Below are 20,973 nucleotides of genomic sequence, written 5' to 3' on the forward strand. Positions count from 1 at the left end.
ATCAAGTGATGGGCCATCAGCTTCTTGCCGATGTAGGCTTCCTGGCGGTGAATGCCAGGTACAATCTCCATGACCTTCCTCCATTTCTTGACGCGGCTTGACGTTCAATGGCCACGTAACGTATAGTTCCTGTGGCAGGGCCACCGCATGACAGGTGCCAGAAGAAGAGAGGTCGGCATGTTCTAATGGTACATCAGACAAGTGCCGCTGCTCAATGTCTCCATCCCCACCACCCCGTCTTGCCCGGTCAGTTCCCTCAAACGAGCAAGCATGTGCACAAAACGGTCCCGACCCTGCCTGGCCCCGGCCGACCCCGCTTCGGAGCGCCAACGTCGGCAAGATCGGTCCTCTATTCCGGCCGCAGTGCTGTCTGCGTCGTGCGTCGATTGCACAGGCGAGCAGCGCCAGCCAGTCTGTCTGGCCTCTGCCAGGTGGGGGACGGGGGGAGAGAGAAAAGAAGGCAGCTCGCTCCAAAGCAGAACAACCAGGCGAACGAATGAAAGGGAGCAACAGAGCGATGGCTGATCTCATCGTCGAAACCTCTGCTGGCAAAGTCCGAGGAACAACCATCCAGGATATCGCGACCTTCAAGGGCATCCCCTATGGGGGGCCGACGGGAGGGAGCAATCGCTTCCGCCCGCCGACAAAGCCGGAGCCTTGGACGGGAGTGCGCGATGCCCTCTCTTATGGACCGGCCTGCCCGCAACCGCCTGAGGGCATGAAGCGTCTGCGGGCCATCATCGGTGAAGCAGGACGGGAGGAAGAAAGCGAAGACTGCCTCTTTCTCAATGTCTGGACGCCTGCTGTTGCCGATGGGCGCAAGCGTCCCGTGCTCTTCTGGTGCCACGGCGGTGGCTTTACAATGGGTTCTGGCTCGGCGGCCTTCTACCGCGGAACCAACCTGGCGCGGCGGGGCGACGTCGTGGTAGTCACCGTCAATCATCGGCTGGGGCCGTTTGGCTACCTGTACCTGGCCGACCTGCTTGGAGAAGACTACGCTGAGTCCGGCAACGTCGGCATGCTCGATCTTATCGCCGCGCTCGAATGGGTACGTGACAACATCGAAGCCTTTGGAGGCGACCAGGGCAACGTCACCATCTTCGGCGAATCCGGCGGAGGTGCCAAGGTCTGTGTCCTCATGGCCATGCCGACCGCCGCTGGCCTCTTCCATCGCGCCATCGTACAGAGCGGGCCGGCTCTGCGCGTGGCCACACGCGAGAAAGCCAGCGAGCGCGCCGATCGTCTGCTGCGAGCACTTGGCATCTCGCGCGCCAATAGGGAACAGTTGCACGAAATCTCAACTCAGCGCATCGTCGAGGCCAACGATGCCGTGAATCCCAACGCCCTGGCTCCCTGGGGACCAGTTGTCGACGGCCACCTTCTGCCGCAGCATCCCTTTGATCCCCAGGCGCCGGCGCTCGCCGCGCGGGTGCCTCTCATCATCGGCACCAACAAAGACGAGGCCACCCTCTTCCTGCTTGGTGATCCCCAGTCTGGCAGCCTGGACGAGGACGGCCTGCGAACCAGGGTTCAGGCCCTGCTCAAGGACGGCCAGGCCAGCGAGCGCCTGCTAGCGGCCTACGCGCGGGCCTATCCTGACCGAGGGCCGGCAGAGCGCTACGCGGCTCTCCTGAGCGATGCGATGATGCGGATCAACTCCATTCGTCTGGCAGAGCGCAAAGCGGCCCAGGGAGGGGCCCCTGTCTATATGTACCTTTTCACCTGGGAGACACCCATTCTCGACGGCAGGCTCAGGTCCTGTCACGCCCTCGAAATTCCCTTCGTCTTCGACAATCTGGAACCAGCGCGGCGCTTCCTGGGAGCCACCGAGGGCCTCCAGCCGGGACTGGCCGAGCTGGCCGCCAGCATGAGCGGCGCCTGGCTGGCGTTCGCCCGCACTGGCCGCCCCTCAGCGCCGGGCCTACCTGACTGGCCGCCCTACACGCCGGAGAGGCGGGCCACCATGATCTTCGATCTCCACTGTCGGCTCGAAGACGACCCTGGCGGCGAGCTGCGGCGAGCCTGGGAGGGCCTTCCCGTGCGTGGAATGTCCGAGTAGATACTGGTGCATAGCCGAGCATAGATATCAAATCTCCAAAAATACTATAGGAGCGGATCAATGGCTGAACTGATGCAGGAGACGCGCGCCTTCTTGCGGCGGCTGGGCCTGCCGGCAGGAGACGCCCACGATTTGCCCACCTCCTCCAAGCGCTTTCCGGACGGAGCCCAGTATCGTGTAGAGATTCCCAGCGTTGAGGGGCCAGCCGCCCTGGAGGCCGTCCGGCAGGCGGCGCGCGATTACGGTGTGCGTGTCCATCGGGTTTCCCAGGGTAGCGGCATCATGTTGCTGTGCAGCGACGAGATTCAGCACATGGCCCGTTTAGGGCATGAAATGGGGATCGAAGTCAGCCTCTTTGTGGGGCCACGCGCCGGCTGGGACACAGGAGCCCAGTTCTGGAGCCGTTCAGGGCGCAATCTGGGAGCCAGGCAGCGTGGCATGGACCAGATCCTCTACGCTCTGGAAGACATTCGGCACGCTGCCCGTCTGGGAATTCGCTCGGTGCTAGTGGCCGACGAGGGCCTGCTCTGGGTAGCTGACGAGATGAAGCGCGCCGGTGAGCTGCCTCCCAACTTTGTCTTCAAGCTCTCGGTCCAGATTGGCACGGCCAACCCGGCGGCAGCGCGTGTCATGGAGCGGCTCGGCGGCACAACCCTCAACACCCCGACCGACCTCTCGCTGGCCCAACTGGCCGCCATTCGCCAGGCTACCGACATGCCGCTCGATGTCTACGTTGAAGCCCCTGACGACTTTGGAGGCTTTGTACGCCATTACGAGATTGCCGAGCTGGTGCGGGTCGCCTCCCCTGTCTACCTCAAATTTGGCCTGCGCAACGCCCCCGATGTCTATCCCAGCGGTAGCCATCTGGAGAGCACGGTGGTGGCTCTCACGCGCGAGCGTGTGCGTCGGGCCAGCATCGGCCTGGAGCTCCTGCAGCGCTACTATCCTGAAGCCACCACCTCCGAATTGCGCGCTCCCGACCTGGGCGTACCCGTGCTGGCTGGCCAGGACGGGGAAAAGGCCAACCACCCGTCCCAAGCCGGCGACCATTAGGACCTATCCTGGCGTGGGACCAGCTGACGAAGTACTCACGGAAACAGAAAAGGAAAGGGCGACCGGGTCAGAGAAGAAGAGACTGTACCCGGTCGCCCCTGATCGAACCAGGGAGTTCCCGATGTCTGGCTTGTTCGTCGAAGCCGCCGGCTCCCCAGCCAGAAGGAAGGCCAGCTATGGGCCGGCCGCCCTCCCTAGGCTTCCAGCGTTGTTACGTCGCCCAGCGGCTGGCCCAGCTCGCGGGCGCGCAGGACACGGCGCATAATCTTGCCCGAGCGGGTCTTCGGCAGCGCCGTCACGAACTCGATCTCATCGGGCGTAGCGATGGGGCCGACGTTCGTGCGCACGTGCTGCTTCAGCTCCTGGACCATCGCCTCCGACGGCTCATTGCCGGCCTTCAGGATCACGAAGACCTTGATATGCTCACCCTTGACCGGATCGGGCTTTCCGATAGCGGCGGCCTCCGCCACAGCCGGATGGCTCACCAGGCTCGACTCGATCTCCATTGAGCCGAGGCGGTGGCCAGCCACCTTGATCACGTCGTCGACGCGGCCCTGAATGCGGAAGTAGCCGATCTCATCGATCGTGGCGGCATCCCCCGCGAAGTAGACATCCGGGATCGTCTCCCAGTAGGTGCGATAGCGGGCCGGATCGCCGTAGATCGTACGCATCATCGACGGCCAGGGATGGCGGATGATCAGGAAGCCGCCCTTGCCCGTCTCGACCGGGTTGCCATCCTTATCGACGACGGCGGCATCGATGGTTGGCAGCGGGCGGGTGGCGCTGCCGGGCTTGAGCGGCAGGATGACCGTTGGGCTGATCAGGATGGCACCCGTTTCCGTCTGCCACCAGGTATCCATGACCGGCAGGGCATCGCGTCCGATGTTGTGGCGGTACCACATCCAGGCCTCGGGGTTGATTGGCTCACCGACTGTACCCAGGATACGCAGGCTGGAGAGATCGTGCTTGGCCGGCCACTCCTCGCCGAAGCGCATCAGACCGCGGATCGCCGTAGGCGAGGTATAGATGATCGTCACCTTATACTTCTCGACCACGCTCCAATAGCGGTCGGGGGCCGGGTACTGCGGCGTGCTCTCGAAGAGGACGCCGGTCGCTCCGTTGAGCAAGGGACCGTAAACGATGTAGCTGTGGCCGGTCACCCAGCCGATATCGGCGGTGCACCAGTAGACATCGTCGGGCTTGATATCGAAGACGAACTTCGTGGTGGCATAGACGCCGACCGCGTAGCCACCGTGGACATGGACCACGCCCTTGGGCTTGCCGGTGCTACCGCTGGTGTAGAGGATGTAGAGGAGATCCTCGCTGTCCATCTCCTCGCAGGGCACCACCGTATCGTTGGGGATATCCTGGAGCAGCTCGTCGGCGAAGAGGTCGCGCCCGGCCTGCATCGGAACCTCGGTGCCCTCCCGCTTAAAGACGATCACCTTCTCGATGGTCGGCGTGTTGGCGAGGGCCTCGTCGCAGATCTTCTTGTACTCAATCAGCTTTCCCCCACGGTGGCCCGTATCGACGGTGATGAGCACCTTTGCGCGAGCATCGTTGATGCGCTCCTCCAACGCGCTGGCGGCGAAACCACCAAAGACCACGGTGTGGACCGCGCCCAGGCGCGTGGTGGCCAGCATAGCGGCGACCAGCTCGGGAGTGACAGGCATGTAAATAGCAACGCGGTCGCCCTTCTTGACCCCCAGGTTCTGGAGGGCCTTCGCCAGACGGTTGGTCAGCACATAGAGATCCTCATAGGTCAGGGTGCGGCTGGAGCCATCGTCGGCTTCCCAGTAGTAGGCCACCTTCTGGCGCGTGGAGGTTTGCATGTGGCGGTCGAGGCAGTTGTAAACGATGTTGAACTTGCCGCCGACGTACCACTGGAAGAAAGGCTTCTCGGTCCACTGAAAGGTCGTATGCCAGGGTTGGAACCAGTGCAACTCGCGGGCCATATCGTCCCAGAACTCCTCACGGTGCTCCAATGACCACCGATAGAAGTCCTCGTAGTTGTCGAAGCCCTTGGACCTCATGTAGGCCGTGATGTTGGCCCGCTCAACGACTTCGGGGGATGGGGGAAAGAGCCGCTCCTCCATCAGGATGGTGTCGGTGTTCTCAAAGCCGAGGTTGCTCATGACTGCTTCGTCCTTTCTGTCTGACGCTTGCTCCCATCGTCACCGACGGCGACGGCCTGGGGTTGAAGAAGAAGAAGAAGAAACGACATACCGCAAGCTGATTGAGAAGGGCCAGTGTCGCGACGCGCCACGCGCGATTGGTCAAAAAAGAACCCTCTACCGGACTCTTGCCTGGCGAGTCAGGTCGCGCAGCCCGACTCGGGGCCATGCCAGGCACCGTTAAAGGGCCTTTCCCCGCGCGTGATACAGATGGAGAGGAACGACGAGGTCCTGTCACTCCAGGTATTCCGCCGTGTGATACTGTATCGCGCAACCTATCGCACTGCGATACGTTATGCATGGTAGCATATTTGCTTGCGTGCGTCAAGGGTAGCTTCTACCTACTTGCATGAAAGTACCATCTCTGCCTGCCAGGATAGATGGGGTACACTCCTATCTCCTGTTCATAAAAAATACTTCACAATCTATAGAATAGATATGAAACATTGTAAACAGCTAAGCAGAGGAAATGCTGCATGATAGAACGCTTTCACTGAGGAGAAAGGTATATGCTCAGAACAAGAGACGCAGATCGGGCAAGAAGCTCCGGTGAGCCAGCGAGGCAAGAGGCTGGCCCCTGCGGAGGGCGCTCTCGCTGCCGCTCGTCCTGGAAGCGAAGGGGTTGGTCGCTGCTCACGCTCCTCGTCTGCCTGCTGGCCGCCTGTGGAGGAAATGCCCCGGGAGGAGCTGCCACGGCGACCGCTCCGACCTCGCCATCGACGCCTTCGGTAACCCCAAGCGCCAGCGCTGCGGCGAGCGTAGCGGCAGGAGGAGGGCGAGGCGGCGGCGACTGGACCACCTACCATCGTGACAACGCTCGCAGCGGCTACGTCGCCGGTGTACCTGATCCGCTGCGCCTGGTCTCGCTCTGGAGCGCTCACCTCGATGGAGCCGTCTATGCTGAACCGCTGGTTGTGCATGGCCATGCCATCGTTGCCACCGAAGGCGATTCCCTCTATGCCCTCAACCTGAGCAACGGCAGCTTGCTCTGGCATACCAGAGTGGGGAGGCCCGTGCCGCTCTCGACCCTTCCCTGTGGCAACATCGATCCTCTGGGAATCACCGGCACTCCGGTCTACGATCCGGCCACCAACCTTGTCTTTGCCGTGGCCGAGGTCAGCGGGCCGCGGCACATCCTCGTTGGTGTCGACGCTGACAGCGGAGCTATCAAATTCAGCCGCAGCGTTGACCCGGCGGACGCCGACCCGCGCGTGCACCAGCAGCGGGCCGCCCTGGCTCTGGCCAATGGGCGCATCTACATCGCCTATGGAGGACTCTACGGCGATTGCGGAGACTACCGTGGGCGCGTGGTGGCGGTCTCTACAACCGACCCGCATGCCGCTATGCTGACCTTTACTGTGCCCACGCCCCGCGAGGGCGGCATCTGGGCACCCGCCGGTCCTTCAATAGATGAATCTGGAAATATATATGTATCGGTCGGAAATGGAGCAGTGACCTCGGGCGCCTGGGACCACAGCGACTCGGTGCTGCGTCTCTCTCCATCGCTCCAGCTAGAGGATGGCTTTGCGCCGAGGCAGTGGGCCAGCGACAACGCTGCCGATCTCGACCTCAGCTCTTTGGGGCCGGTCCTGCTTCCCAATGGTCTGCTCTTCATCGCCGGCAAATCGGGCATGGCCTACCTGCTGCGCGCCAACGCTCTGGGGGGCGTAGGGGGGCAGCTCCTGGAGCAGCGACTCTGCGATGCCTATGGCGGAGCGGCTCGCGTTGACAACGTCATCTATCTTCCCTGCTCATTGGGGGTGGTCCAGGTGACGATCGCTAGCGGCCCGCGCCTCGTTCGGGGCTGGCAGGCGCCGGCCAATATCAACGGCTCGCCGATCGTCGGGGGCAATACCCTCTACGTCGTAGATCGCACGGGGGCACTCTACGCACTCAATCGCCAGACAGGAGCGGTGCGCGCTCGTATTGCCATTGAGCCGACCTCGCGTTTTGCCACGCCGACACTGGTGGGGCGCACCCTGCTCGTCGGCACCATGAATGGGGTTGTAGCGATCAGCATTGCCTGAATCTCGCTCAGAAAAGGGGAAGGAGGGGGAAAGCGGGGATACAGGAGAGAAGACTGGCGCTCAGCCCGGCGGCCAGGCCGGCCTGGTGGGGCGGAGGAAGCTCCGGCACAGCGTTGGCCCCAGTTTCCTCCGCTGGCGTGGCCTGGTGTGGCTCTCGTTGCCAGCACCATCCTGCAACGCACTCCCTTAGCTCTGGCGAAGCGCGGCTCCGAGCGCACGCAGCGTGTCCTCTGCTCTCTGCTGAGGTGGGGCCTTGACGCGCAGGCTGGTAATGAAGGCTCCCTCGAAAGTGCACTCCAGTCCAGCCTCTAACGGATCGCCTTCTCGGCCGCGGCTGGCTTCGGAGTAGGTGGCCGGACCATCTACGGCTGCCACGACCTGGATGGGCAAACCGGCAAACTGAAGATGGGCGGTGACGCGGTCCTCCGTCTCGCACAGGTGCTGCAAGTGGAAGCGTAGAGAGGGAAGAGCACTCTGAAGCGTCTGCAGCAGCTCCAGAAATTGCGGTTTGCTGAGATGTTGCGTGCCAGTCCCGTAATACACGAAGTGGTCGGCGAGATAGGCGGCGGCTCGCTGGTAATCCTTCTGCTCCAGGGCCGAGGCCAGCGCCACTAGCGTTGCTGCCTTACTCATGCAAAAACCTCCTCTTCATGAATTTTCTGTTTTTGGCACAACTCAGACGGTAGCGCTCTCTTCCCTGAGAGCCTGTCTCTTTGACCAGCAAGAAACGGTCATCCTCTTTCTGGTACGTCGTGACCAAGAAAAAGGTGACATCGCTGGTCAGAAAACAGGCAGGAACCTCCTCTTCCAATTACGGTGTAATAATTGACAGAGAGTAGAAAACACCTTCTTCTTGTAAAGAGATGGTTCGATTGCTGGAAGCGACAGCTCATGTCCGGCGTGCAGATAGGGCTGACATCGCGCGGTCAGGAGCCGTCGCCGCCAGGGGGCTCAGCCGACGGTGGCTGCGAACAGGATAGCCGGGAGCTTCGTCGCTGAAGGCTCGGCCAGAAACTCGATGAGTTTTGGGAAGACCTTCAGGGCCTTGCGCCCCTCGGTCACGAACCAGAGCGGGGTGGGTGTGCTACGGAATGGTCCGCGCAGCACGGACTTCTGCGCGCGCGAGAACATCAGGGTATTGTGAACAACGCCGGTCCCCGATTGAATATCGTAGCTCTCGTGGCCGGGGAAGGCTCCCCAGGTAGTCACGGCCAGAGCGAAGCCGATGCCGGCCCAGTAGTTGACACCGATGGTTCCATAGCGCAGGTTGGCGACGGCGCGCTCAACGGCGTGGGCGATGGCCGGGATCTTCAGGGACTCGGGATGGACGATGATGGTGGCGTTGAGGGTGCCCCAGAGCCGTTCATTGGCGAAGGCCACGGCCCGATCGATATAGTCGGCAATGCTGTCGGCTGCGAGGGCCGTCTCAGCGAAGAGGCCGCAGAAAGCCTCGGTGGTATAGCAGATATCGCCCTGACGTTCAGGATCGAGGCCGCAGATCAGGGTCCAGGGAAGCCGTCCATTGTCGGCCTGACCGTACAGCTCGGCCTCGGGGTGCTCAGAGACAAAGGCCCGCTGGCGCTCGCTGGCGCCAGGGTAGTAGGCCTGGCGTGGGGGAACGCTCTGCAAGACTCGCCGGATGGCGTTGAGCAGCTCGGGCCGCTGTTCCCAGCCGGCGTGCTGAATGAGGACGCGCGTGGCGTTGCAGTTGAAGCCGGCGTTGTTGGTGAGCGAGCTGACGATGTGGGCGGCCTGATAGGAGAGGTCGCGTGCCGTCCAGGGACCGGGCACCACGATGACCGGACTGACGTTGCCCAGCTCGCCCGTCACCCGCTTGTTGATCAGGGGTTCGCGGGCCGCTTTGCGGCGCGCGCCCTCGGGGCCTGGCCCGAAGACGATGGCCTCGTAGGTTTTGTCGGAGCCGGTGATGTGGATCTCCTCTATGCCCGGATGCTGGCAGAGGTAGGCCCCTTCTTCGGCACCTCCATAGACCAGGCGCAGGAAGCCGCTCTCAATCAGCGGCCCAAAGGCCTCGGCCAGCAGGGGGCCAAGGTAGGCGTTCACCGGATTGGCTTTGAATAGGACAACCTGATCTTCGACGAAGAGTTTGTAGAGGATATCCATCGGCCCGATGCTGGCGACGTTGCCGGCGCCCAGCACCAGGGCCACTTTGCCGCTGTGGTGGCGATCCTGGTAGATGAGAGCCTGCGTGCGCGGCAGCTCGTCGATGGTAACCCCTGGTTCCATCCATATTTCCGCGCTGAGGCCCATAAAAAAGAGGCGGTCGTAGATGGTCTGCGGAAAGACGCGGGCTGCGACCTGGCCATTGGGCATGGTCAGGACTGGCCCTGGGATGCGCGGGCGGCCAGTCTGCTCGATGTCGAGCAGCGACTGCCGCAGTTGGCGCAGGTTATTGACGACCGGTAAGACGCCCGCCCCCCACTCTTCGCTGGCCGCTGGCTCGTCAGGGGCCAGCCCTTTGGCTTTGAGGCTGGCCTCAACCCAGCGCGGAGCAATAGCGACGAAGTTGCTGAGGAGCTGATCCAGTATGCCAATGCGCTTGCGCAGCGAGACGGCGACCCAGCGATCTTTCTGGGCCTGCAGGGCCTGCACGGCGGCGTCCATGTCCTCCTTGGTGGATGGCGCGATGCTGCCGCTCACGGTGGGGAAGTGAGGAGAGCCGTGACGGGTGCTGCTGGTGCTCATAAACTATACCTCCATTTGAAAGCATGGCTCACTCTACCCACTAACAAGAGCCATTCTACAGTATGTGACAGGCTGCGACAAGGGGAGGTCGGGGGGTAATGAGGGAGTGAGTAAACAAGAAAGCTAATCTGTTTGCAAGATGTGTATAGGATTTTCTTGTTTTCTTTTCACGGCTGCGTGCAGCTTTTTCCATCCAAGTGTATTTCCTCTTGTCGGTGGGTCATGGAGAGAAAAAAACTCTGCTATTGGACACGGCGCCTCCGGCTGGCCGTGGCGGACCCTCGCGCTTCTGGTCTCTGATCGTCAGGCTGATCTGGCTAAAGTAGCGGGCAGTGCGGGGATTGTCTGGCCTGCAACTGGAAGCCAGGGGACCTGCCAGCGAGAAGGCAGTGACCTTCGAGGCGGTCGCCGGGCCGCTGGCGGCGTTTGCGCCGGTGCATGGCTCGCGAAAGAGGAGCAGAGGAGGAGCGAAGGAAGTGCGGCGGCTCCCGGGAGGACGGAGCGGCAGCGATCGAACCGATCCTACAGGCGCCAGCGCCTTTGCCGCTCCGTCGCTCAAGTCAGAGAGAAGGAAAAAGGGAGGCTTCTGCTCACAGGTCGCCGCGCACCGCATGCGCAATGTTCGATGCATGGGACAGCACCCGGCTCAGGGCATTCAAGAGATCGAGGTGGATAGCGCTGGACTCCCAGCTTGGAGAGAGGCCGCTCTGGAGGCGGCGCACGTGGCGCAGGTGAAGCTGACGCTTCATCTTGCTCAGCTCCGCCTTGCGGACGAAGAAGTCGTTGGCCAGCGAAGTGTCCTGCGAAGCCAGGGCGGCCAAGGCCTCCTCCAGGGCCTCTGTGACCTCATCGTGGTAGTTCAGCAGGTCCTGCCAGCCTTCTTCGGAGAAGGCTACCTGCCGACGCTGTTTGCGCCGCGCCAGACGCATCATCTGTCGATCGATGATATCGCCGATGGCCTCAAGATCGGTAATAATGTAGAGAAGGGCCAGCTCGCGCTGAACCTGCTCGCGCGTCAGGCGGCTCTCGTCGAGCTGCGTGAGGTAGCGTTTGATAGCTGCGTTGAGGTTGTCCAACTGATCGTCCAGCTCGGTAATGCGTTCTGGGACGCGGGCATCGGGCTTCTCGAAGGCCAGCATCGACAGGCGCAGCATCTCGGTCACGATGTCGGCCATGCGCAGCACCTCGCGCGTCGCCTGGCCCAGGGCGACCGCCGGTGAGGCCAGGGCCTCGGGGTCGAGGTAGCGTGGTCCCAACGGCTGCTCGTAGTGATTCTCCTGTTCGGGTAGCAGGACCGTTACCAGGCGCGTCACCGGCGCGGCCAGAGGGACAAAGATTGTGGCCAGGACCAGATTGAAGACCAGGTGGGTCAGGGCTACCTGCCAGGCTGGTTCCAAGCCGGCCTGGGCCAGCAGAGCTGTTAAGGGCTGCAGCAAGGCCAGAGCGATGGCGGCCCCCAGCGACTTGCTGCCGGTATGGAGGAGAGCCAGCCGACGCCCAGTGACCGACGATCGGCTGATTGCCGTCAGGAGAGCCGTCAAGGTTGAGCCAATGTTGGCCCCGAAGAGCAGGGCCAGGGCCGCGAAGACCGGAAGGGCGCCGCTGGCCGTCAGGACCAGTATCAGGCCGATGGCCGCTGCGCTGGAGGCGAAGGCCAGGGCTAGCAGCAGGCCAAGCAGAGCCAGCACCAGCGGGGCACCCACGAGCGCACGCAGCACCTCAGCAGTGATTGGGCTGGCCGCGATCGGGGCGCTGCCGGCCTGTAGGGCCGCCAGGCCGAGCAGGATCACTCCGAAGCCAAAGGCCGCCTGCCCAAGGTCACGCTGGGGCTTGTGCTGCGTTACCAGTCCCAGCGCGGCCCCCGCTCCGGCAATCGGAATGGCGTAGTCGGCTACATGGAAAGCAAGCAACTGCACGACCAGGGTGGAGCCGACATTGGTGCCCAGAATCATGACGAAGGCCGTGGTCAGTGGAACTAGCTCGGCGTTCACCAGCTCCACTAGCAGCGAGGAGGTCGCGCTCGAACTCTGCGTCAGCGCCGTTACTACGACGCCGACGCCAAAAGCCATGAATGGGCGCTGGGCCAGCGCCATCGTCGCTTTCTGCAAGCGCGGACCAACGGCGCGCTGCATGGCCTCCGACAGGAGGCGCAGGCCGTAGAGCAGTAACAGGGCCCCGCCCAGTAACAGGCCCACAACCATTGTCGGATTGCTCGTCTGTGCCATTGCTTGCTCTCTCTCCCCTCCCATTAGGTGATTAGTAAAATGACATGGAAGCGTCTGGCTGCTTGCTCGTATGGGTGCCACTTTAGAGGCTGCTGACGCACGGACAGACTGACGGAGCGAAAGCGGCTCTACTCGTCTGGCCCCGACCCTTCATCTGTGCTTGCTCGACGAATTGCGGCGATGTGGGCGTGTGGCTGGCTCCTCTGCGAGGGCCTGGTCCGGCTGCTCTGCTCCGGAGACTTGCTTCGCCTGTCGGCTCTGGGACGCCTGATTGAGAATCTGACGGGCCTGGCCCGCCTGGGCTACGCTGCCCGCCCCGACCGCTCTGTGCTCTGAGGAAATGAATGTTAAATTGGTATTAAGTCTATGTTAAGGGAATGTTAAATACACTATAACATGTGGAGCTGGCGACCGCAAGAGGAAGGATCAGCTCTGAGGAGGAGATGCTGGGAAAACAGCTCCTTGTTGGCGTGATGCTCATCGGCGAATTGCGGTTGGCTGACTGGTCCGCTCGGCCTGCTCACGGAGCGCCTGTCGCTATCTCTCTCGCGGGCGGGCCGCCGGAGAGCGCTGCAGGCAGGCTTGTTGCAGAGGAGGAGGCGCGAGGCAGCCAGCCGCACCGAGAAGCCCAATAGAGCAGCGCCGAATCTCCTCAGAAATGCAGTTCCTTTCGTCAATGGAGCGAGCAGTATCCGACGCGAGCATCGCTTTCTTTCCTGCCAGGAAGGCTGGGCCTGCGGCAAGCGCCATGAGCATGGCTTCTAGGAGAAGAAAGGCCCCCTTTTTGACCATCTCCAGGGGGTTGTTCGTTATACCTGTGGGTCTCTAGCAAGGAAGCGGAAAACAACAGCCGGAGAGAGGCAATCTTGTAATCTAGTGTGATATGCTATATAGAAGGAGCGAAGAGCAATTTCTATGAAACGTGCGCCAACCGCCGATATTCTCTGGCTCTTTGTCCTCAGCCGCATCGCGCTCATTCTGGTCACCTATTTTGGCTATACGCTGCTCAATGGTCCGCGACCGCCGCAGTATATAGCGCCGCCAGTAAGCTTATTGGCGGCAGCCACCTCTTGGAAGCGCTGGGATGCCGTCCATTATGTTGAAATTGCTCAGTTTGGCTATCGCAGTCCCTTTGATAGTGCCTTCTTCCCACTTTTCCCACTGTTGATCAGTATCTGCGCTCATCTTGTTGGAAACCACGGCTATCTCTTCTTTGGTATGCTGATTAGCAATCTGGCTCTACTTGGCTCGCTATTCACGATCTATCAGTTGGCTAGCGAGGCGCTGGGCGACCAGGTGAGCCGTCGTACGCTGCTCTATCTTTGTATTTTCCCGACCGCTTTCTTCTTTTTTGCTGCCTATAACGAAGCGCTCTTCCTGCTGCTCGTGACGGGCTGTTTTCTGGCCTTGCGGCGACGGCGCTGGTGGCTGGCCGGGCTGTTAGGGATGTTAGCCGCTCTGACGCGCTCTCCGGGTATTTTGCTGGTGTTGCCCTTTCTCTGGGAAGCCTGGAAGGCGCGCGACGATCTGGCGCCTCAGTCTGCGACCAGGAAGGCACTGCTTCTGCGAGCGTTGCCCGTTGTTCTCATCCCTGTGGGCACTGCTCTCTACAGCCTCTACTGCTGGCATCTCTTCCACTCGCCCTTCAGCTTTGCTGCCGTTCAGTACCGCTGGTCTCACCGCACGGTCTGGCCCTGGGAAGGCATCTGGAAGGCGCTTGTAGAGCTGTTCTGGTTCCAGCCTGCCGGTTCGCTCTTCTCGGTCCATCTGGTGCTCGACCTCAGCGCCACCCTTGGTTTCATCGTCCTGGCCATCCTGGGCTGGCGCCGCCTGCGCTTCAGCTATACCCTCTGGATCGCCGCCCTCTTGCTCCTCTACCTGGTAGAGCCGAGCATCAACCAGCCCGACTCCCTTATTTCCAACCAGCGCTTTGTTCTGGAGATGTTTCCCGGCTTCATGACGCTGGCGGCGCTTGGCTGCGAGCATCGGCGCCTTCATCAGGCCATTACCCTGATCTTCCCGCCTCTGCTGGCCACGCTCAGCATCATTTTTATCATGGGCTTCTGGATGGTATGAGGGAGGCACCCAGGCGGGTGCGGGTCTTGAAGCCGACCGCTCTGACTGTTGTCCCGTCTCACTCCGCCTGGTCTCGGCGGCGAGCGCTTTGCCCGGTCTGGGCAGGCCAGGCGGCCTTTCTGGAGTGCAGGATTCTGGTATACTGATATACTTGCAATGGCTGAAACACTGCTGATCTACGATCAGAGAGAGAAGCAGAAGCAGAGCAGGGGGGCGCCATTCTGGCCCTCGGCTGGCCTCTGGTACATGTTGGCGGGGCTACTGCTGGGCTATCTGAGCTGCATTGTCGCGGCCATCGCCTCCCTGGAGAAGCTGGCCAGGCATCCGATGGCCGAGCAGTTGCCGGGGGTGGCGCTCAGTCCCCTGGGCCTCTGGCTCCCGTCACGTCTGGTTTTCTTTCTCTCTTCATTCTTGCCTTTTTTGAATAGAGCGGACCTTACTTTTCATGCGCTGATACTCTTGCTTTTTGTGGACTATGGCCTCTTGCTGGGGGTAGTGTGGAAATTAGCCAGCGAACCTGGCCGGCTTCGCTGGTTGCTGGGCCTGGTGGGGGGCATCCTTCTGATCGGCGGGGGGGTGCTGAGCGTTGCGCCTGGCATGCTCTCGCACGATATTTTTGTCTATGCTGGTTATGGGCGCGTCATGGTGGCGCATGGAGCCAATCCCTACTTTGTGCCCCTGTCTGCTTTCCCGAGCGACCCGCTGGCCTCGCTGGATGACTGGAAAACGGCGGTGGCGGCTTATGGTCCCCTCTGGCTGCTGATCTGTGCCATCTTCGGCTGGTTTCTGGGAACGAATGCGCCGGCCTACCTGCTGGCCTTTCGTCTACTTGCTCTGGCCGCTCATCTCCTCAACGTGGGCCTGATCGCTCTCATCCTGCGCCGACTGGGGCGCTCTGAGCGTGTGGTGGCTCTGGGGGCCATCCTCTACGGTCTCAATCCGCTGATGCTGGTCGAAAGTGCGCTTGGGGCCCATAACGATGTACTGATGATGAGCTGCGTGCTGCTGGCCTGCTGGTTCTGTGCTGACGCTCGGGGCCTGCGGTTGGAAGGCTGGCCTTGCTGGCTGATGGCCTTGACGGCCCTGATGTTGGCGGCCCTGATCAAATTTACCGCCCTGTTGGGTGTCGCTCTTTTGCTCTGCCTGCTGGTCTTCCAAACGCTTCAGGGTGGGGGTGAGCAGCGGCTGCTGAGGGCTCTTAGCCAGCGCTGGCGGCCAGCCCTGGGGCGTCTTGTACTGGCGCTCCTCTGGATCGGGCTCCTGTGGCTGGTGGCCTATCTCCCTTTCTGGCTCGGCCACAGTCCGCGTGAGATTATTGTCAGCCTGGTGGCGCCGCCTTCGACCAGTCGCGAGCTGGGCCAGTTTTCGATTCTGCGTGCCATCCAGGAGTGGAGGCACTATCATCCGCAGTTGCCTGGAGGCTGGAAGGGGCAAGCGCTTGTCCTCTTGGGTCGGCGCAGTACCTGGAATCTCATTCAGGGGCTGGCTCTGCTGGTCACCCTTGGGTGGGCGCTGTGGTCACTCTGGAGGCAGCCGCGGCTGGGGCGCTGGGCCAGTGGGTCGCTGCTGACGATGGGGGCCATCTTTGTGGTGACGCCCTGGTTTTTTCCCTGGTACCTGGCCTGGCTCCTGGCACTGGCCCCTCTGGCTCTGCCACAGCGCGAGCAGTCTGGCTGGCTGGAGTATGCTCTGCAGGTCTTTGTGTTGGTCTTCTCGCTCTCAGCCTTTGCCGTTTATTTCTCCCGTGGCTACCTCGCCGCTGGCGGAGGCTGGATTGGCTGGATGGGCCTGAGTGCGGTCGCGCCGCCGAGTCTGGCTTTTGGGCTTGCCTGGCTGGGCGGCTGGTGGAGGGGCAGACAGCGGGATGGCAGGGGGCCTTTCCGGCTGCACCTGGCAGGCTCTTGAGGTTGTCTTTGGGCAGACTGGAGCGTATACTGACCCGGTAAAAGTGTGCTTGCCTGATTTGTGAAGTGCAGAACTTGTTCAGGAGGAAGGAGGGGGCATGTTCTGGTGGTCGCGCCTGGTGCTGGTGAGTGTCGCTAGCAGGCCAGCTCTGGCCCTTGGGACCCTGGCGGCCCTGATCTCGTTGCAGACCTTACAGGATGCGCTCCATGTTTGGGGCTATCCGGCAGTGGCGCTTTTTATTATGATTGAAAGCTCAGGCATACCCTTTCCTGGGGAGACCATGCTCTTGCTGGCCTCCTTTCTGGCGGGAGTCGATCGCCAGTTGCTGATTCCTCTGGTTATTGTCTGTGCTGCCCTGGGGGCCATTGTGGGCGATAATCTGGGCTATCTGCTTGGGCGTCACGGCGGCAGGCCGCTGGTCGAGCGCTTTGGGCGCTATATCTTTCTCAAGCCTGAGCATCTGGAGCGAGCCGAGCGCTTCTTTGCCCGTCATGGGGACAAGACGGTCTTTTTTGGGCGCTTCATTGCTGTGCTGCGGGCCTGGGCGGCCTTTCTGGCTGGCGTCAATCGGATGCCCTGGCGAACCTTTCTGTTCTACAATGCGGCGGGAGGTATTGTCTGGGCGACCGTCTTCGGGTTGCTCGGCTATTTCGCCGGGCGTGTCTTCCACGATAATTTTGCGGCCGTTGAGCATCTGGCGCGAGCCATTAGCTGGACAGGGGCGCTGCTGTTGGTCGTGGTTGGGTTGGTGGCCCTCTTCCTCTATCGCCTGCGTCGGGCTCGCCTGGAGAGACGGCGGCAGATGGCTCGCGCTCAGGAGAGTCTGGCTGAAAGCGGCGAGGTGGTGCTTGCTGAGCGGCGGGCGGAGGCCCTGGCCCTGGTTGGACAGGCAGACGGGACGGCGGATCCACCGTCCCGGGCAGCGACCTCCTCGGGCGGCGATCCTGGTCTGCCGCCTGCCAGTGCCGAAAAAGCGGCGGCGGACAAGCAGCCAGAGCCGCACGAGGGCCAGGTGCGGCCCGAAACCGACTGAAGGTCGGGGTCGGGACTGGAACGGCTGGCGTTTGCTCGCGCCGCTGCTCTCTTGTTGCTCCTCATTCTGGATGGAGTGCGTTGGTTGCTCTGCGGTTTTCCTGCTACCCAGTAGGTTCCCCGATTTAGTACTACTGCTTTGCTGTCTGCCAGCAGAAACATGCTACAATAGCGACAGATGCTATCTGGGGAAAAAGCGAGGTCGCCTATGCCGGCATTGCGAGAAGGCCAGAGATTCGAACGCTATCGCGTAATCAGGCTCCTTGGCAGCGGACTGGCCGGTGAGAGCTATGAGGCGGAGGATACGCTGCTGCTGCGGAAAGTGGTGCTGAAGCTGCTGCATCCCTGGGCCCCGCTCTCGGATGCTGCGCGGCGGCAGTTTTTCCGAGAGATGCAGGGGATCAGTCAGCTGACTCACCGCTATCTGGCGCCGGTGCTCGATTATGGAGAGCTGCATGGCAATCTGTATGTGGCGCGGCGGTTGTTCAGCAGTGGCTCGCTTCTGAACAGCGATGGGCGTCTGTGGTTCAGTCCTCCCCTGGAGCTGTCTGCGGCGGTGAGCTACGCCCAGCAGTTGGCCCAGGCTCTGCAGCATGTGCATGCCGCCGGTTATCTGCATGGGGGCTTGAGCCTGACGAATATTATGGTGCTGCGTGGACCCAATGTCGAGGGAGCCGCAGACTACGCCCCCTTCATGCTGGCCGATGTGGGTCTGGCTCACTTTGTGCGCCGCTTCGGACGCCTGCAGCGTCCAATACTGCCGGTGACGGCGGCTCCCGAACAGCTCGGGGGACGGGCCACGCAGGCAAGCGATCAGTTCGCTCTGGCGGTGATTGTCTATACCTGGATCGCCGGACGCCCCCCCTATTTGGGATTGCCGGAGGAGATCGCTCAGGCCAAGCTGAGCGAGTCATTTCCCTCGCTCCTGTCGCTGAATCCGCAGGTGCCCGTTGCCATCGAAGGGGTGATTCGTCGCGCGCTCTCGGTCTATCCCGAGGACCGCTATCCCACGGTCCTGGCCTTTGCTGAGGCCTTGCTGCAGGCCCTGCCCCGGCGGGCGACCCTGGCTGAGCGGCAGACTGCTCCTGTGCCTCCACAAGAGCCGGCGGATGAGAGGCCAGCCTCTGCGCCGCCAGGCGAGGAGGAGGAGATGGTAAGTGTGCCTGGTCCCGAAGGACTGGAGATGACCGCTGCTTATCGGGGGGAGCCTGCGGCAGTGGCACGCGAGGAGCTGCCTGCTGCTTCGCCTCCGGTGAGCGCTGCTGAGATGCCGGCTGAGCCTGCATTGCCGGAGGAGGAATCTGCTGGGGAGTTGGAGGCTCTGGCAGCTTCGTCTCCGGAAGAAGCCGCGCAGCCTGCCGCCCCTGCGGCCTCCAGGCTGGCCGTTCAGGCAGAGGAGGCCTCTTCGCTGCCGGTAGCACCTGAACCTGCGAATGAAACGGCGAACGCTGGAGGGGAGACGCCAGCGCTGGAGGCGCGTGAAGACAGACTCTCGCTCACGCCAGCGTTGCAGCTCCAGCAGGAGCCAGGGGATGATCAGCGCCAGGCGCTGAGCCGTGAGACGGAACTGTCCGGTCTGCAGTCGTTCATGCCGGTCTCGGCTGCCCCTCAGCTTCCGCCCGCGCAGGAGCCGGCTGCGATCGAGGCAACGACAAAACGGACAAGCGAGCCTCCTGTCTCTGGCTCTGCCCTGACCTATTTTGAAGCTTTGCTGCAGGCGACGCAGCCCCCAGGGACGTTCAGGTCCGATTTAGAAGAGCAGGCCGTGGCCTCGCCTTCGCCCGCCATGAGTGTACCTGAGGCACTCCCTCCAGGGGAGGCGGCGATCGCCGCTGGCCAGGAGCCTGATGATCGGCACGCCACTGAGACAACGCTCCCTCCGACGCTGAGCAGCGATCTGCCGCAGACGCCGCCTACGGAGGTCTCTCTTCTAGAGGTGCTGTCGGGCCTTCATGGCCAGTCATCGACCACCTCCTTGTCTCTGGCTCGGGCAGAGGAGAGGATGGACCAGGCCGCTTCCCCAGATCCTGATCAGGCCCCTTCCGTTGACAATGGTCCCCAGGTAGAAAGCTTGCCTGAAGAAGCCGCCCTTGCTGCTGGGAGAGCCAGGGAAGAAGGCCAGGCTCATGAGGGCGAGCGGGCGACAGACGAGCGGGCAGAAGCAGGGAAGGAGTCGACGTCTACACAAGAAGCGGAGGCTGTTCCTGCCTGGGTGCTGGTCTTGCCGCCGGCGACGGCTGCGCGTCAGGCCACCATCGTGGAGCTTGTGGCTCCCGAAGTCAGCATCGGACGAGCGGGCGATAGCGGCATTTTGTTGGAGGGCGATTGCCGTGTCTCGCGACGCCATGCCTTTCTGCGGCGGATGGGAACGGACTTGCTCATTCAAGACGGCGACAATGCCGAAGGGGTCTTTGTCAATGGTCAACGCCTGGCCCAGGGAGGGAGCCAGGTCCTTCGTCCCGGTGACCAGATTCACATTGGCGACCACGAGCTGATTGTTTGCCAAAGCCGAGAAGAAGCTCAGCGCTGGCAACAAGAGCGCGTCGGCTCCAACGGGCAGGATGGCCTCCAGGGCGTTCCCGATTCGGCGGCCTCTTCGTCCTCGGCCCCTGGCCTCTAGAGGCTGAGGCGAGGCTGACTGTCTAGACTGGTCCGTCCTGCTTTCTATCCTCTCGCCACCTCTTCTCTCGGCGGAGATTGGCTCTCTATCTGGTGCACTCGACCTGACCGCGGCGCTCCACGGTCGGGTTTTTATTTGCTGCAGAAGAGAGCGCCAGCAGGGCTTGTCCTTGGGGATTGTATCTCTGCGTGGAGGTGTCTGAGGCCGCTCAGGTGGGGCCGCCTCTTCCCACATGGAGTACAATGAAAACCATAGTACATTGGCTGATGTCATAGATCCCAAGGCTCAAGTCAAGCCGGGGGCTTGCAGGTGCGAGGAGATCCCTGAGAACCTTCTGTGCAGCCGAGCCAACAATCTATGATACAGCCCGAGCGCTGAAGCCCGAAGGACGGAGGCGACGAAAGTGCTACGCCCCGAAGGCTGTGGCACCCCAGGGAGCTTCTCCGGTGGTTCCGTCATAGCCGCAAGATCCGTTCTCAGGCGCCGGGGTTCCTGAACCGCCACCCTGAGAGATAGGCCGGTTGCGGGAAGAGCGCCAGGCCTGGAAGCCGGTCCTGCCGGGCATGCGCAGGTCAGGTCATCTCAAAGAGAACAGGTACCGGGCGCGAGGCTTAATTGCCGCCTTCTCTGCGGGCGCAGGCGGACCAGGTGGTCCATACCGGGCGGAAGATCAAGATGCCGGTTGGAGCAATTTCGGCAGAACTGGTGCAGTTCGCCACACAAAAGACTGGAGCGTCCAGAGATTGCGAGAGCGAGCACCGGCATGGGACTTTCTCTGGCTACGAGGTCAGGAGGTACCTGCTTCAGAGGGTTGGCCATCAGTGCGCCTCCTGTAGCGGGGTCGCAGGCGAGCCGGTGTGGAGGTTGAGCATTGGGTGCCGCGATCTCAAGCGGGACCGACCGGGTGTCGGACCTGGTATTGCCTGCACCCGGCGAGTGGCTGCAGGCCCTCCAGCAGTCACGGCAGAAGCTGGATCGGGTTCGCTCGGTGACGCTGTCGAAGATCCTGGAGCAACTGAGGGGTCCGCTGAAGAACGTGGCGGCGGTGAACGCCGAGGCTTCCGGTGCCGCATGATTTGGTGAGGAGAGGCAATCT

13 protein-coding genes are annotated in these 20,973 nt (G+C 62.1%); 9 read left to right on the forward strand and 4 right to left on the reverse strand.

Features of this window, described 5'->3' with window-relative positions; all coding sequences use genetic code 11:
• The first annotated feature begins 517 nt into the window (after window positions 1-517).
• Together ACFMO7_RS20535 and ACFMO7_RS20540 are read left to right on the forward strand one after the other, a co-directional pair.
• A complete protein-coding gene (locus ACFMO7_RS20535) occupies window positions 518-2,059 on the forward strand; it encodes a carboxylesterase/lipase family protein (RefSeq protein WP_376797353.1) in 1,542 nt (513 codons plus the stop codon).
• 72 nt (window positions 2,060-2,131) lie between these two features.
• A complete protein-coding gene (locus ACFMO7_RS20540) occupies window positions 2,132-3,112 on the forward strand; it encodes a U32 family peptidase (protein ID WP_376797377.1) in 981 nt (326 codons plus the stop codon).
• Between the two features lie 194 nt (window positions 3,113-3,306).
• On the opposite strand, the gene acs is transcribed toward ACFMO7_RS20540, so the two are convergent.
• Window positions 3,307-5,247 (reverse strand): acetate--CoA ligase, encoded by a 1,941-nt coding sequence (gene acs / locus ACFMO7_RS20545; protein WP_376797354.1) that lies wholly within the window; start codon window positions 5,245-5,247, stop codon window positions 3,307-3,309.
• Between the two features lie 548 nt (window positions 5,248-5,795).
• On the opposite strand from acs, the gene ACFMO7_RS20550 reads away from it, so the two are divergent.
• Window positions 5,796-7,313, forward strand: coding sequence for a PQQ-binding-like beta-propeller repeat protein (locus tag ACFMO7_RS20550; protein ID WP_376797355.1), 1,518 nt, complete (start codon window positions 5,796-5,798; stop codon window positions 7,311-7,313).
• Between the two features lie 186 nt (window positions 7,314-7,499).
• Here the strand turns inward: ACFMO7_RS20550 and ACFMO7_RS20555 are convergent, their stop codons facing one another.
• The 3 genes from ACFMO7_RS20555 to ACFMO7_RS20565 form a co-directional block, all read right to left on the reverse strand.
• Window positions 7,500-7,946 carry a nuclear transport factor 2 family protein gene (locus tag ACFMO7_RS20555; RefSeq protein WP_376797356.1) on the reverse strand — a complete coding sequence of 149 codons (447 nt, stop codon included), beginning with the start codon at window positions 7,944-7,946 and terminating at the stop codon, window positions 7,500-7,502.
• 318 nt (window positions 7,947-8,264) lie between these two features.
• Window positions 8,265-10,019, reverse strand: coding sequence for an aldehyde dehydrogenase family protein (locus tag ACFMO7_RS20560; RefSeq protein WP_376797357.1), 1,755 nt, complete (start codon window positions 10,017-10,019; stop codon window positions 8,265-8,267).
• A gap of 590 nt (window positions 10,020-10,609) precedes the next feature.
• Complete coding sequence (locus ACFMO7_RS20565) at window positions 10,610-12,244, reverse strand: Na/Pi cotransporter family protein (RefSeq protein ID WP_376797358.1); 1,635 nt, start codon at window positions 12,242-12,244, stop codon at window positions 10,610-10,612.
• A gap of 180 nt (window positions 12,245-12,424) precedes the next feature.
• On the opposite strand from ACFMO7_RS20565, the gene ACFMO7_RS20570 reads away from it, so the two are divergent.
• The 6 genes from ACFMO7_RS20570 (at window position 12,425) to ACFMO7_RS20595 (ending at window position 20,952) form a co-directional block, all read left to right on the forward strand.
• A complete protein-coding gene (locus tag ACFMO7_RS20570; RefSeq protein WP_376797359.1) occupies window positions 12,425-12,580 on the forward strand; it encodes a hypothetical protein in 156 nt (51 codons plus the stop codon).
• Between the two features lie 579 nt (window positions 12,581-13,159).
• Complete coding sequence (locus ACFMO7_RS20575) at window positions 13,160-14,320, forward strand: mannosyltransferase family protein (protein ID WP_376797360.1); 1,161 nt, start codon at window positions 13,160-13,162, stop codon at window positions 14,318-14,320.
• 156 nt (window positions 14,321-14,476) lie between these two features.
• Window positions 14,477-16,225 carry a hypothetical protein gene (locus ACFMO7_RS20580; protein ID WP_376797361.1) on the forward strand — a complete coding sequence of 583 codons (1,749 nt, stop codon included), beginning with the start codon at window positions 14,477-14,479 and terminating at the stop codon, window positions 16,223-16,225.
• A 97-nt stretch (window positions 16,226-16,322) separates the two neighbouring features.
• Complete coding sequence (locus tag ACFMO7_RS20585) at window positions 16,323-17,258, forward strand: DedA family protein (RefSeq protein ID WP_376797362.1); 936 nt, start codon at window positions 16,323-16,325, stop codon at window positions 17,256-17,258.
• A 207-nt stretch (window positions 17,259-17,465) separates the two neighbouring features.
• A complete protein-coding gene (locus tag ACFMO7_RS20590; RefSeq protein ID WP_376797363.1) occupies window positions 17,466-19,877 on the forward strand; it encodes an FHA domain-containing protein in 2,412 nt (803 codons plus the stop codon).
• Window positions 19,878-20,748: 871 nt separating this feature from the next.
• A complete protein-coding gene (locus tag ACFMO7_RS20595; RefSeq protein WP_376797364.1) occupies window positions 20,749-20,952 on the forward strand; it encodes a hypothetical protein in 204 nt (67 codons plus the stop codon).
• Window positions 20,953-20,973: the final 21 nt, after the last annotated feature.

The organism is Thermogemmatispora sp., from assembly GCF_042408735.1.
Classification (GTDB): Bacteria; Chloroflexota; Ktedonobacteria; order Ktedonobacterales; family Ktedonobacteraceae; genus Thermogemmatispora.